General features: G+C 70.2%; 12 protein-coding genes. 6 read left to right on the top strand and 6 right to left on the bottom strand.

From position 1 onward, the window contains the following. Positions 1–102: 102 nt before the first annotated feature. From QRN67_RS22855 to QRN67_RS22870, 4 genes are all read left to right on the top strand, one after another. Positions 103–1110, top strand: coding sequence for a quinone oxidoreductase family protein (locus tag QRN67_RS22855; protein WP_285413725.1), 1008 nt, complete (start codon positions 103–105; stop codon positions 1108–1110). A 28-nt stretch (positions 1111–1138) separates the two neighbouring features. Then, positions 1139–1498 carry a cupin domain-containing protein gene (locus tag QRN67_RS22860; protein ID WP_081267344.1) on the top strand — a complete coding sequence of 120 codons (360 nt, stop codon included), beginning with the start codon at positions 1139–1141 and terminating at the stop codon, positions 1496–1498. Positions 1499–1566: 68 nt separating this feature from the next. Further along, positions 1567–2556 carry a tripartite tricarboxylate transporter substrate binding protein gene (locus tag QRN67_RS22865; protein WP_285413726.1) on the top strand — a complete coding sequence of 330 codons (990 nt, stop codon included), beginning with the start codon at positions 1567–1569 and terminating at the stop codon, positions 2554–2556. A 1-nt stretch (position 2557) separates the two neighbouring features. Further along, a complete protein-coding gene (locus tag QRN67_RS22870) occupies positions 2558–4237 on the top strand; it encodes an amidohydrolase (protein WP_285413727.1) in 1680 nt (559 codons plus the stop codon). Positions 4238–4243: 6 nt separating this feature from the next. On the opposite strand, the gene QRN67_RS22875 is transcribed toward QRN67_RS22870, so the two are convergent. The 5 genes from QRN67_RS22875 to QRN67_RS22895 are packed head-to-tail and all read right to left on the bottom strand — an operon-like array spanning position 4244 to position 9652. Beyond that, positions 4244–4819 carry a uracil-DNA glycosylase family protein gene (locus QRN67_RS22875; RefSeq protein ID WP_285413728.1) on the bottom strand — a complete coding sequence of 192 codons (576 nt, stop codon included), beginning with the start codon at positions 4817–4819 and terminating at the stop codon, positions 4244–4246. A 4-nt stretch (positions 4820–4823) separates the two neighbouring features. Beyond that, a complete protein-coding gene (locus QRN67_RS22880) occupies positions 4824–5654 on the bottom strand; it encodes an isocitrate lyase/PEP mutase family protein (protein ID WP_285413729.1) in 831 nt (276 codons plus the stop codon). 55 nt (positions 5655–5709) lie between these two features. Beyond that, complete coding sequence (locus QRN67_RS22885; protein WP_285414050.1) at positions 5710–7095, bottom strand: L-serine ammonia-lyase; 1386 nt, start codon at positions 7093–7095, stop codon at positions 5710–5712. Then, positions 7092–8282 (bottom strand): M20 aminoacylase family protein, encoded by a 1191-nt coding sequence (locus QRN67_RS22890; protein WP_285413730.1) that lies wholly within the window; start codon positions 8280–8282, stop codon positions 7092–7094. Before QRN67_RS22890 ends, QRN67_RS22885 begins: the two co-directional genes overlap by 4 nt. Before the next feature lie 29 nt (positions 8283–8311). After that, positions 8312–9652, bottom strand: coding sequence for a DUF3100 domain-containing protein (locus QRN67_RS22895; protein WP_285413731.1), 1341 nt, complete (start codon positions 9650–9652; stop codon positions 8312–8314). Positions 9653–9779: 127 nt separating this feature from the next. Here QRN67_RS22895 and QRN67_RS22900 point away from each other — a divergent pair, with 127 nt between their 5' ends. Together QRN67_RS22900 and QRN67_RS22905 are read left to right on the top strand one after the other, a co-directional pair. Then, a complete protein-coding gene (locus tag QRN67_RS22900) occupies positions 9780–10748 on the top strand; it encodes a LysR family transcriptional regulator (RefSeq protein ID WP_285413732.1) in 969 nt (322 codons plus the stop codon). A gap of 56 nt (positions 10749–10804) precedes the next feature. After that, positions 10805–11263, top strand: a complete 459-nt coding sequence (locus tag QRN67_RS22905; RefSeq protein ID WP_285413733.1) for a CopD family protein — start codon at positions 10805–10807, stop codon at positions 11261–11263. Positions 11264–11336: 73 nt separating this feature from the next. Here QRN67_RS22905 and QRN67_RS22910 read toward each other — a convergent pair whose 3' ends face one another. Continuing rightward, positions 11337–12575 carry a CaiB/BaiF CoA transferase family protein gene (locus QRN67_RS22910; protein ID WP_285413734.1) on the bottom strand — a complete coding sequence of 413 codons (1239 nt, stop codon included), beginning with the start codon at positions 12573–12575 and terminating at the stop codon, positions 11337–11339. Position 12576 lies beyond the last annotated feature (1 nt).

A 12576-nucleotide genomic window follows, 5' to 3' on the forward strand; every position in this document is an offset into this window, starting at 1 on the left:
CGGGGGACATTCGCGGAGGGGAGTACCCGGTGGCCTGTGCACGCGCCCCGAACAAGAGCGCCCAAGAAAACCCCAGAAACCCCAGCAAGCAGGAAAACAGAAATGAACGTCGCTGCCATGCACACGACCCACACATCCCGCGCATTGCGCGTGAACGAAAAAGCCGCCACCCTCGACGCGCTGCAACTGCACGCCGCACCGCAGGCCGAACCCACCCCGCCCCCGGGGCACGCCGTCGTGCGCGTCGAGGCCGCCGCAGTGAACCCCAGCGACGTCAAGGCGACGCTCGGCATCATGCCGCAGGCCGTGTGGCCCCGCACCCCCGGCCGCGACTTCGCGGGCACCGTCGTCAGCGGCCCTTCCGAATGGATCGGGCGCGAAGTCTACGGCTCCGGCGGCGACATCGGCATCACCCGCGACGGCTCGCACGGCCGCTATCTCGTGCTGCCCGAACAGGCGCTGCGCGCCAAGCCCCGCGGCATCTCGATGGACGAGGCCGGCGCCGTGGGCGTGCCCTTCGTCACCGCGTATGAAGGCTTTCGGCGCAGCGGCATGCCCCAGGCCGGGCAGACCGTGCTGGTGCTCGGCGCCAACGGCAAGGTCGGGCAGGCGGCAGTGCAACTGGCGTCGCAGGCCGGCGCGCGAGTGATCGCGGTGCAGCGCCATGCCGGCCCATATGCAGGCTTTGCGAACGGGCCCGTGGACCTCATCGACGCCCGCCACCACACCGACGTCGCCGCGCGGGTGCGTGAACTCACCGACGGGCGCGGTGCGCACATCGTCTACAACACCGTGGGCAGCGCCTACTTCGAGGCCGCCAACAAGGCCATGGCCAAAGGCGCGACGCAGATCTTCATCGCCACGCACGACCGCGCCGTGCCCTTCGACATCTTCGCGTTCTACCGCGGCATGCACACCTTCGTGGGCATCGATTCGCTGGCGATGGACTGCATCGCCAGCACCGCGCAGCTCGACGCCATGCGCGATGGCTTCGAGCGCGGCACGCTGAAGCCCTTTCCGGTCGCGCGCCACTTCACGCTCGACGAAGCCATGGACGCCTACCGCCTGGTGCTGTCGGGCAGCACCGACCGCGTCGTGCTGCGGCCCTGAAGAACCGCCCCCTCCTGGAGCACATCCCATGCACGTGACCCGTTTCAGCGAGGCGCCGCACTACGAGGCGCCCAACCATTTCGACATGCGCTGCCTGCGCCTGCAAGGCAAGGAAGCAGGCCCCTCCACGCAGATGTGGATGGGCATGAGCCAGATCCTGCCCGGCGGCCACACGGGCCTGGACGGCTCGCCGATGGAAAAGCTCTACCTCGTGCTCGAAGGCCGGCTTCACGTGGTCGGCGAAATCGACGGGGCGCATCAGGAAGAGGTGCTCGAGCAGTACGACAGCTGCCGCTTCGCACCCGGTGAAAAGCGCCAGCTGGAGAACCGCACCAACCGGCCGGTGCTGGTCGCGCTGGTGATGCCCACCAACGCGCCGCCAGCCTAGCGACCCTTCGTCGGTCGGTCAATCAGTCATTCATCGCTCAACCAAATAAATCAACGGAGACAAGACGCATGAAGAAGACACTCAACTGGAGCCGCCGGCGCACGCTGGCCGTGGCGGCGACTCTCGCGGCCTGCGCGCTCACCGGCGCCCACGCGCAGGGCCCGTGGCCCGGCACGCAGCCGGTCAGGCTGGTCGTGCCGTTCACGGCGGGCAGCGGCACCGACATCGTCGCGCGCCTGGTGGCCGAGAAGCTGGGGCCCGCCCTGGGCACCAGCGTGATCGTGGACAACAAGCCCGGCGCGGGCGGCACGCTGGGCGCGGCCATCACGGCCAAGTCGCCGGCCGACGGCTACACGCTGCTGGTGCATTCGGCCGGCCACCTCGTGAACCCGTGGATCTACAAGGGCCTGTCGTACGACACGCTCAAAGACTTCACCGGCATCACGCCGATGGCCAGCCTGCCCAACGTGCTGGTGACGGCGCCCTCGCACTTCACCGACGTGAAAGACCTGGTGGCCAAGGTGAAGGCCAAGCCGGGCGGCTTCAACTACGGCTCCGCCGGCAACGGCTCGGCCACGCACATGAACGCCGAGGTGTTCCGCCTCGCGGCCGGCATCGACGCGCAGCACGTGCCCTTCCGCGGCACGCCCGAGGCCATGACCGAGGTGATGGCCGGTCGCGTCGACTGGTTCTTCGCGCCGATGGTGTCTGCGCTGCCGCTCATCAAGACCGGCAAGCTGCAGGCACTGGCGGTGGGCACGGGCAAGCGCTCGTCGGCGCTGCCCGATGCGCCCACGACGGTGGAGGCCGGCGTGCCCGGCTCGGAATACCTGTTCTGGGTCGGCTTGTTCGCGCCCGCGAAGACGCCGCAGCCGGTGGTCGACCGGCTGCAGGCAGAGGTCGCGAAGATCATGGTGTCGCCCGAACTGAAGGAGCGGCTGGAGAAGCTGGGCGCCGAGCCCTTCACGATGTCGTCGGCGCAGTTCAACAAGTTCATCGTCGACGAAACGGCAAAAGCCCAGCAGGTGGTCAAAGCCGCAAGCATCAAGGTCGACTGACATGACACCACGCACACTCTTCACGGCAGCCGCCCTCGCCGCCAGCCTGCTGCTGCCCGTCGCCGCGCAGGCGCAACCGGCGGACCTCGTCGTCATCAACGCGAAGATCGTCACGCTCGACAAAGCCGGCAGCACCGCGCAGGCGCTCGCGGTGCGCGACGGGCGCATCGTGGCCGTCGGCAACGCCGCGCAGATGCGCGCGCTGTCGGGCCCCGCCACGCGCACGGTGGACGCGGGCGGACGCACCGTCATTCCCGGCCTCATCGACTCGCACATGCACGCGGTGCGCGCCGCGCTGAGCTATTCGACCGAGGTCAACTGGATCGGCGCCGGCACCATCGCGGAGGCCATGGCGCGCCTGCGCACCGCCGCGGCCAATGCGCGCCCCGGCGGCTGGCTGATCGTGGCCGGCGGCTGGACCGAGCAGCAGTTCGCCGAACGCCGCCGCCCCACGCTGGCCGAACTGCAGGAGGCCGCGCCGAACAATCCGTTGTACGTGCAGCTCTTCTACGAAGCGGTGGTGATGACGCCCAAGGCGCTCGAGGCGCTGGGCGTTCCCGCCGGCACGCTGCCCGCGGGCATGAAGCCGTCGCCCGACGGCGCGCCGGGGTGGATGACCGGCGACATCGTCGGCATCTCGGCGCTGTTCGACAAGCTGCCCAAGCCGACCTACGACGACAACCTGGCCGGCACGCGCGCCTTCTTCACCGAGCTGAACCGGCTCGGCATCACCGGACTGGTGGACCCGGGCGGCTTCAGCATCGCGCCCTCGCAGTACGCGGCGCTGTTCGAGCTGTGGCGCGAGAAGGCGCTGACGCTGCGCGTGGCCTACAGCGTGTTCGCGCAGAAGCCCGGCGCCGAGCTGCAGGAGTTTCGCGACCTCACCCAGATGCTGCCGATGGGCTTCGGCGACGACATGCTCAAGTTCAACGGCCTGGGCGAGCGCGTGACGCTCGCGATGTACAACAACAATTTCCCCGACGAGGCGGCGAAGGCGAAGTTCTACGAGCTCGTCAAGTGGGCGGCGCAACGCAGGCTGGCCGTCACCATCCACTGGCAGGAGAACGGTTCGGTCGACCATCTGCTCGGGCTGTACGAGAAGCTGAACGCCGAGGTGCCGATCAAGGATTTGCGCTGGTCCATCGCGCACCTGGACGACGCCTCGCCCGAGACGCTCGCGCGCATGAAGGCGCTGGGCATCGGCTGGACGATGCAGGACGCGATGTACTTCCAGGGCGACCGCGCGCTCGCCGTGCGCGGCGACGCGGCAAGGCGCATGCCGCCCATCGGCACCGCGCTGCGTGCCGGCGTGAACGTGGGCGCGGGCACCGACGCGCACCGCGTGGCCTCGTACAACCCCTTCGTCGCGCTGCAATGGATGCTCGACGGCAAGACGGTGAGCGGCAAGGCCATGCGCGGCCCCGACGAAACGCCCTCGCGTGAAGAAGCACTGCGCCTGTACACGGCGGGCAGCGCATGGTTCAGCTTCGACGAGAACCGGCGCGGCACGCTGGAGGTCGGCAAGCTGGCGGACTTCGCGGTGCTCGACCAGGACTTTCTCAGCGTGCCGCTGGAGCGCATCGGCAAGACCACGTCGCTGATGACGGTGGTGGGCGGGCGCGTGGTGTACGCGGCGCGGCCGTTCGATGCGGCGGCAGTGCCGGTGGCGTCGGCGCGCTGACTTCAGTCAGGTGCCGAGCGCCAAGCGCACCCGCTCGCGCAGCGCGGGCAGCACGTCGCTCTCGAACCACGGGTGGTGCTTGAACCAGCCGGTGTTGCGCGGCGACGGATGCGGCAGCGGAATGAAGCGCGGCGCGTAGTCGGCGAAGGCCTCGACCGTGTCGGTCACGTTGGCGCGCGCGGTCTTGCCGAGGAAGTGGCGCTGCGCGTACTGGCCGATGAGCAGCGTCAGCTGGATGTGCGGCATCTGCGCCAGCAGCTTGTCGTGCCACAGCGTTGCGCACTCGCGGCGCGGCGGCAGGTCGCCGCTGGTGCCGCGGCCGGGGTAGCAGTAGCCCATGGGCATGAGCGCGATGCGCGCGGGGTCGTAGAAGACGGCACGGTCCACGCCGAGCCATCGCCGCAGCTGCTCGCCGCTCTTGTCGTCCCATGGCACGCCGGTCTTGTGCACCGTGAGGCTGGGCGCCTGCCCGACGAGCAGCAGCCGCGCGCTCGCGCCGGCCTGCACCACGGGACGCGGCCCGAGCGGCAGGTGCACCGCGCATGCACGGCAGGCACGCACTTCGGCCAGCAGCGCATCCACCGTGTCAGCCGGCGAACGGGCGGAAGAAGGCGTTGAGTTCGCTGCCCGCCGCGGCGTCCGCGAAGCCGTCGAAGCGGCCTTCGTCGGCGAGCGTGCGCGCGGCGCGCATGAAGCCGCCCCAGGCCGCGCGCGCCATGCCGCCGCCCACGCTGACGCGGCGCACGCCGAGCTCGGAGATGTCCACCATGCTCAGCTCGCTGGTTCCGCCGACCAGCAGGTTGACCGGCTTGGGCGCCACGGCCGCGACCACCGCCGCGATCTGCTCGCGGGTCTTGATGCCCGGCGCGTAGAGGCAGTCGGCGCCCGCGTCCGAATACGCCTTGAGCCGCGCGATGGCGTCGTCCAGGTCGGGCCGGCCGGCGAAGAAGTTCTCCGCGCGGCCGATGAGCAATACGTCGGCGCCCGAGGCGTCGATGGCCTGGCGCGCGGCGCGCATGCGCTCGGCCGCCACTTCAATGGGAAAGAGCGGGTCGGCCGCGTTGCCGGTCGAGTCCTCGATCGACAGGCCCGCCACACCGGTCTCGATGGCCAGGCGCACGCTCTCAGCGACGCCTTGGGCATCGGCAGCGAAGCCGTTCTCGAAGTCGGCGTTCACCGGCAGGCCGGTGGCCGCCACCAGCTCGCGCAGGTGGTCGAGCACCTGCGCGCGCGACAGCGCCCCGTCGGCCTGTCCGCGCGACCACGCGAAGCCGGAGCTGGTGGTGGCCAGCGCCTTGAAGCCCAGGCCTTCGAGGTAGCGCGCGCTGCCCGTGTCCCAGGGGTTCGGAATCACGAAGCAACCTTTTTCGTGGAGGGCGCGGAAGTCGGCGCGCTTTTCGGCGACGGAGCGGGTCATGGGGCCTCGGCTTTCTGCATTGCACAGTGAGCCGGCCATTCTGACGCAGGCTCGGTCAGCACTCCACCACGTTCACCGCAAGCCCCCCCAGCGAAGTCTCCTTGTAGGTGGACTTCATGTCTTCGCCGGTCTGCTTCATGGTGCGGATCACCGCGTCGAGCGACACATAGTGGCTGCCGTCGCCGCGCAGCGCCATGCGCGCCGCGTTGATGGCCTTCACCGCGCCCATCGCGTTGCGCTCCACGCACGGGATCTGCACCATGCCGCCGACCGGGTCGCAGGTCAGGCCGAGGTTGTGTTCCATGCCGATCTCGGCGGCGTTCTCGACCTGCGCCGGCGTGGCGCCCAGCACCGCGGCCAGCGCGCCGGCAGCCATGGAGCAGGCCACGCCCACTTCGCCCTGGCAGCCGACCTCGGCGCCCGAGATGGAGGCATTGGCCTTGTAGAGCATGCCGACGGCCGCGGCGGTGAGCAGGAAGTCGACGATGCCGTCGTCGCCCGCCTGCGGCACGAAGCGCTGGTAGTAGTGCATCACGGCCGGCACCACGCCCGCCGCGCCGTTGGTGGGCGCGGTGACCACGCGGCCGCCGGCGGCGTTCTCCTCGTTCACCGCCATCGCGAAGGCATTGACCCAATCCATCACCGCGAGCGGATCGGCCGCGCCGGCCTGCGCCAGCAGCTCGCGGTTCAGCTCCGGCGCGCGGCGGCGCATGCGCAGCGGGCCGGGCAGCGATTGCGCGGCCAGCGGGTTGTCGATGCCGAAGCCGCGCTGCACGCACTGCTGCATCACGTCCCAGATGCGCAGCAGGCCGGCGCGCACATCGGCTTCGGGCCGCCAGGCGCATTCGTTGCGCATGACCAGCGCGGCCACCGACAGGCCGGTGGCGCGGCATTGGGCCATGAGTTCGTCGCCCGTGGAGAAGGGATGCGGCACGGCGGACGCGGCTGCCACCGTCTCGGCCACGGCCTGCCCGCCCTCGACGACGAAGCCGCCGCCGACCGAGAAATACGTGCCCTCGGCCAGCACTGCGCCTTCGGCCGAGAACGCGGTGAAGCGCATGGCGTTGGGGTGCTCCGGCAGCGACTCCTCGCCGCGGAAGGCGATGTCGCGCACGCGGTCGAAGGCAATGGATTTGCGGCCGAGCAGGTCGAGCCGCCCGGTGCGGCGCAGCGCCTCCAGCCGGGGCTGCACGGTCTCGGGCCGCACGGTGTCGGGCGCGTCGCCGAAGAGCCCGAGGATCACGCCCTGGTCGGTGGCGTGCCCGTGCCCGGTGGCACCGAGCGAGCCGAACAGGTCGGCATGCAGCCGCGCCACCTGCGCCAGCACGCCCTGCCGCTCGAGCGACCGGGCGAACATGAGCGCGGCGCGCATCGGCCCCACGGTGTGGGAGCTCGACGGGCCGATGCCGATCTTGAAGATGTCGAAGGCGGAGAGCATCAGCGCATCATGCCCTCATCCCCTGATGCAGGAAGCTGCTGCCTGACCAGCGCCACCCAGTAGGCCGCGCCCAGCGGCAGGATGTTGTCGTTGAAGTCGTAGTACGGGTTGTGCACGTTCGGGTCGTTCGGGCCTTCCCCCGCGCCGATGCCGATGTAGGCGCCCGGGCGCTTCTGCAGCATGAAGGCGAAGTCTTCCGAGCCCATGGCCGGCGGGATGTCGGTCTTGACCTGCGCGCGCTCGACCAGGCTGGCTGCGGCGGCCACGGCGGCATCGGTCTCGGCGGGCGTGTTGACCACGCCGGGGTAGCCGCGGCGGTAGTCGAGCGCCACCTTCGCGCCGTGCGTGGCGGCCACGCCGTCGCAGATCTGCTGCATGGCGGCCTGCGTCTTGTCCTGGATGGCGGCGTCGAGCGTGCGCACGGTGCCGCGCAGCACCACGGTCTCGGGAATCACGTTCCAGGTGTCGCCGCCGTGGATCTGCGTGACGCTGACCACGGCCGAGTCGGTCGCGCCGGTGCGGCGGCTCACGATGGTCTGCAATGCATTGACGAGCTGGGCCGAGACCACCACCGAGTCGATGCCGGTCTCTGGCATGGCGCCGTGGCTGCCCTTGCCGGTAATGACGATCTCGAAGGTGTCGAGGAAGGCCGTCATCGTGCCCTTGCGGATCGCGAACTGTCCGCGCGGCAGGCCCGGGAAGTTGTGCATGCCGTAGACGGCGTCGGCCGGGAACCGGTCGAACAGGCCCTCCTCCACCATCACGCGGCCGCCGCCTTCGTTCTCTTCGGCGGGCTGGAACACGAAGTGCACTGTGCCCTTGAAGGGCTTGTGGCGCGACAGGTGCTCGGCGGCGCCCAGCAGCATGGCGGTGTGGCCGTCGTGGCCGCAGGCGTGCATCTTGCCGGCGCACTTGGAGGCATGCGCCTGCGTGCCCAGTTCCTGCATGTTGAGCGCATCGAGGTCGGCGCGCAGCGCGATGCTCGGGCCTTCGCCGTTCTTCAGCGTGCCGACCACGCCGGTACCGGCCATGCCGCGGTGCACCGGCAGGCCCATCAGCATCAGCGCGTTGGCGACGACGTTGGCGGTGCGGTGTTCCTCGAAGGCGGTCTCGGGGTTGGCGTGGATGTCGCGGCGCCAGCTGAGCATGCGGGCGCGGGTGTCTTCGGCGATTTCGGGGTCGCGGTACATGGCGTGGGTCTCTCGTGGGGTTGTCGGGGTCAATGGAAGAATTCGGCGATCAGGGTCGCACCAAGGAAGGTGCCGGCCGTGGCGGTGAGCGACACCACCACGATGCGCCAGCCCAGCTGGCGGAACACCGGCAGGTCCTTCGCGACCGAGAAGCCGGCCAGCGCCAGCACCGGCGTGGTGAAGGCCAGGAAGTTGAGCTTGGCGGTGATGGCGATCAGCGCGTCGGAAAACGGAAACAGCCCCGGAATGCCCGCCAGCGTGGCCACCACCGACAGCACCAGCACCATCGGCAGGCGCGGCACCAGCCGCTTGATGCCCTCGACCACCAGCGCGATCAGCACCACCGCCGCCATGCCTTCGAGCGACACCAGCACCGGCACCTTGTAGGTCAGCGAATTGCCGATGAGCACGCCGCCGCCCACCACCGTCCAGGCGATGAGCGTGTCGCGCAGCGACGTGGCGCCGCCGTGCGCCATGCTGACTTGCGACACCGCGCCCGTGCCCGCCACGTCCTGCGCGCCGCGTTTGGAGAAGCGGCCCAGCACCGGCTCCAGCTTGCCGTAGAGCCACGAGCACAGCGGCAGCGACAGGAACAGCGTGAAGTAGAAGCCGGCCACGGTGGTCAGCAGGTTCGAGGCGGCCGCAATGGCGGTGAGCTGCGGCAGCATCTCGGCCGGCTGCTGCGCGGCGATGGCGCCCAGCGCGGCGGCCATCAGGCTGCCCGAGCCCACGCCGGCGCCCATGGCCAGCGAACGCGGATCGAAGATGTGCAGGCTGGCGATGAAGCCCGCCAGCACCGCGATGAAGAGCGCGCCCAGCACGGTGCCGGTGATGTACTCGGCCAGCACGCCGCGGCCTTCGGGCGAGGCCATGCCGTACTTCTCCCCGATGATCACCAGGTTGCCCTCGCGGCCCACCGAGAAGGTCGCGCCCACGGCCTCGCGCTTGATGCCCAGCAGCAGCGCCAGCGGCAGGCCCAGCGCCAGGGTGCCGAGCGCATGGCCGAACTCCTGGAACAGCAGCGCCCAGCCGGCCTGCCTGACCTGCGGCAGCGCGGCGCCCACCGTGAGGCCGAGCTTCACCACGAACAGCAGCAGGCCCGCGTTCAGCAGGCCGCCGGCCAGCGACTGCTCGGCCGTGGCCACGCGCACCGCGCCCGGCAGGCGGCGTTGCGCAATGCCCCACACGGCCGCGATCAGCAGCGCCCACAGCATCGGCAGCAGCGCCACCTTGCCGGGGCCGACGCTGAACTGCACCGGGCCGATGAGTTCGGCCGCGGCCACGATGGCCAGCGTGACGAGCAAGAGCTTGAGTTTTCCGGAGGCGCTGGAGCGCACGGGTGCGGCAAGAACGGAGGCGGCAGAGGTCATGGGTGGGGCTTCTTCTGGCGGAATGCGGGCGAGTTTCCGCGTCCGGCTCTATTGCATCAATGACCGTAAATCGGGATATTCGATGCATTGAATGCAACACTCGCCACCAACTTCAGGAGACCGGGCCATGGACGACAAGCTCGACACGCGCCGCGTGCGCTACTTCATGCAGGTGCTCGACAGCGGTTCGGTGCGCGGTGCCGCCGACGTGCTGGACATGGACCCCTCGGCCGTCAGCCGCGCCATCGGCATCCTCGAGCAGGAGTGCGGCGTGCCGCTGCTGGAGCGCCACGGACGCGGCGTGGTGGCCACCGACGCGGGCGAGATGCTGGCCGGCTACGTGCGGCGCCAGAACAGCCAGAAGCAGCACCTCATGGCGCAGATGGACAGCATCCGCAAGATCGAGCGCGGGCACATCGACATCGTGGCGGGCGAGGGCTACGTCGACTGGCTCATGCGCCACAGCCTGCGCGACTTCATGACCACGCACCCGAAGATCACCATCGAGCTGGACGTGGCCAGCACCGACGAGATCGTGCGCCGCGTGGTCGAGGAGCGCGCCCACATCGGCATGCTGTTCCAGCCGCCGAAGGACGACCGGCTCACCTCGCACCAGTCGCACCCGCAGCCCATCCAGGCGATGGTGCTGCGCTCGCATCCGCTCGCGCAGCTGGGCCGGCCGCTCAAGCTGGCCGACCTGCTGCCCTACCCCGGCGCCACGCTGCACCGCCACTTCGGCGTGCGCCAGCACATCGAGGCGGCGGAGGTCAGCGAGGGCGTGCGGCTGCCCGCGCTGCTGACCACCACCTCGTTCAGCGCGCTCGGCCATTTCGTGTCGGCCGGGCTGGGCTACACGCTGGGCACGCGCATCTCGCTCACGCCCAACGCCAACAGCCCCGAACTGGTGGAGCTGCCAATGAAGAACCCGCTGCTGTCGCAGGGGCGCTCGCACATCGTGTCGCGCCACGGGCGCATGCTGTCGCCGGCCGCGGCCGAATTGCTGCGCCGCGTGGTGGCCGACATGCGGCTCTATGCCGACGACACGCCCGCCAAGGAAAGACGCACGGCCGCGCGGGCCAGAAGCACCCCGGCCTGAAAGGGATGATCCGCCGCATTGCGCACATCGCCGCTTCGGTGTTCTGATCGGACCCCATGTCCTACGTCATTGCACTCTTCATCCACCTGCTGTGCGCCGCCTTCTGGGTAGGCGGCATGGCGACCATGCACTTCGCGGTGCGCCCATCGGCCGTCGCCACGCTGGAGCCGCCGCTGCGGCTGCGCATGTTGGCCGCGACGCTGCGGCGCTTCTTCGTCGGGGTGGATGCGTCGGTCACGCTGCTGTTCGCGAGCGGCGTGGGAATGATCATGGCGGCAGGCGGCTTTCGCGGCCTGCACTGGCGCATCGAGGCCATGATGAGCATCGCGATCGTGATGGCCGCGATCTACGTCTACATCCGCGCCTCGGTGTTCCGGGCGCTGCGGCGCGCGGTGGAAGAAAGCGCCTGGCCCGTGGCTGCCGCGCGGCTGGATACCGTGCGCAAGCTGGTGACGCTGAACCTGGTGCTGGGCGTGGTGGTGTTCGCTGTGGCGACCATCGGGCGCGCGGGCTGACGAAGGGCGTCAGGCGATTGCGGCCGCAGGCGCCGGAAGGCGCACCGGGCTCGCCGTGCCTGCGCCGTTTTTTTCAGACCACGCCGGCCGACCGCAGGGCGTCGAAGCGGGCGTCGTCGATGCCCATCTCCGCCAGCACCTCGCGCGTGTGCTGGCCCAGCGCGGGCGGCGCGTGGCGCAGCACGGGCGGCGTGGCCGACAGGCGCAGCGGACTCGCCACGCCGGTGATGCTGGCGATGCCGTCGCCCGCGTCGCGCGGCAGCGTGACCTTCAGGCCGCGCGCCTGCACCTGCGCGTCGTCGAAGGCCTGCGCGATGTCGTTGATAGGGCCGCAGGGCACGGCCTTGTCCTCGAGCAGCGTGACCCACGCTGCCGTGGTGCGGGTGCGCGTGAGTTCTTCCATCATCGGGATCAGCACGCCGCGGTGCTTCACGCGCAGCGTGTTGGTGGCAAAGCGCGCGTCGCTCGCCCATTCCGGATGGCCCGCCGCTTCGCAGAAGCGCGCGAACTGGCCGTTGTTGCCGATGGCCAGCAGCATCGCGCCGTCCTGCGTCGGAAAGTCCTGGTAGGGCGCGAGGCTCGGGTGCGTATTGCCCTGGCGCCCGGGCGCCTTGCCGGTGTTGAGGAAGGCGCTGGCCTGGTTGGCGAGGATGGCCATGCCCACGTCGAGCAGCGCCATGTCGATGTGCTGGCCTTCGCCGGTGCGGTCGCGCACCTGCAGCGCCGCGAGGATCGCGGTGCTGGCGTAGACGCCGGTGAACAGGTCGGTCAGCGCCACGCCCACGCGCAGCGGGCCGCCGCCGGGCACGTCGTCGGGGCGGCCGGTGATGCTCATCATGCCGGTCATGGCCTGGATCATCAGGTCGTAGCCGGCGCGCTCCGCATAGGGGCCGTCGTGGCCGAAGCCGGTCACGCTGCAGTAGATGAGGCGCGGGTTGGCCGCGCGCAGGCTTTCCTGGTCGAGGCCGTATTGCTTCAGCCCGCCGGTCTTGAAGTTCTCCACCACGATGTCGGCCTGCGCCGCCATCTGCCTGAGCAGCGCCTGCCCGTCGGGCGTGGCCATGTCGACCGTGACCGAGCGCTTGTTGCGGTTGCAGGCGGTGAAGTAGCTGGCCTGGTCGGAGTCGTTGCCGTCGGCGTCCTTGATGAAGGGCGGGCCCCAGGTGCGCGTGTCGTCGCCGACGCCGGGGCGCTCGATCTTGACGACGTCGGCGCCCAGGTCCGCCAGGATCTGCGTGCACCACGGGCCCGCGAGCACGCGGGACAGATCGAGGACCTTGATGCCGTCGAGTGCTGCGGGCTTGTTGATCATG

The sequence above is a fragment of the Variovorax sp. efr-133-TYG-130 genome, from assembly GCF_030208835.1.
GTDB lineage: Bacteria > Pseudomonadota > Gammaproteobacteria > Burkholderiales > Burkholderiaceae_C > Variovorax.

Excerpts from the sequence above, each read along its gene's own strand:
- QRN67_RS22870 (WP_285413727.1), top strand. The coding sequence starts at position 2,558 with ATGACACCACGCACACTCTTCACGGCAGCCGCCCTCGCCGCCAGCCTG.
- QRN67_RS22860 (WP_081267344.1), top strand. The coding sequence starts at position 1,139 with ATGCACGTGACCCGTTTCAGCGAGGCGCCGCACTACGAGGCGCCCAAC.
- QRN67_RS22905 (WP_285413733.1), top strand. The coding sequence starts at position 10,805 with ATGTCCTACGTCATTGCACTCTTCATCCACCTGCTGTGCGCCGCCTTC.
- QRN67_RS22900 (WP_285413732.1), top strand. The coding sequence starts at position 9,780 with ATGGACGACAAGCTCGACACGCGCCGCGTGCGCTACTTCATGCAGGTG.
- QRN67_RS22910 (WP_285413734.1), bottom strand. The coding sequence starts at position 12,575 with ATGATCAACAAGCCCGCAGCACTCGACGGCATCAAGGTCCTCGATCTG.
- QRN67_RS22895 (WP_285413731.1), bottom strand. The coding sequence starts at position 9,652 with ATGACCTCTGCCGCCTCCGTTCTTGCCGCACCCGTGCGCTCCAGCGCC.
- QRN67_RS22890 (WP_285413730.1), bottom strand. The coding sequence starts at position 8,282 with ATGTACCGCGACCCCGAAATCGCCGAAGACACCCGCGCCCGCATGCTC.
- QRN67_RS22880 (WP_285413729.1), bottom strand. The coding sequence starts at position 5,654 with ATGACCCGCTCCGTCGCCGAAAAGCGCGCCGACTTCCGCGCCCTCCAC.
- QRN67_RS22855 (WP_285413725.1), top strand. The coding sequence starts at position 103 with ATGAACGTCGCTGCCATGCACACGACCCACACATCCCGCGCATTGCGC.
- QRN67_RS22865 (WP_285413726.1), top strand. The coding sequence starts at position 1,567 with ATGAAGAAGACACTCAACTGGAGCCGCCGGCGCACGCTGGCCGTGGCG.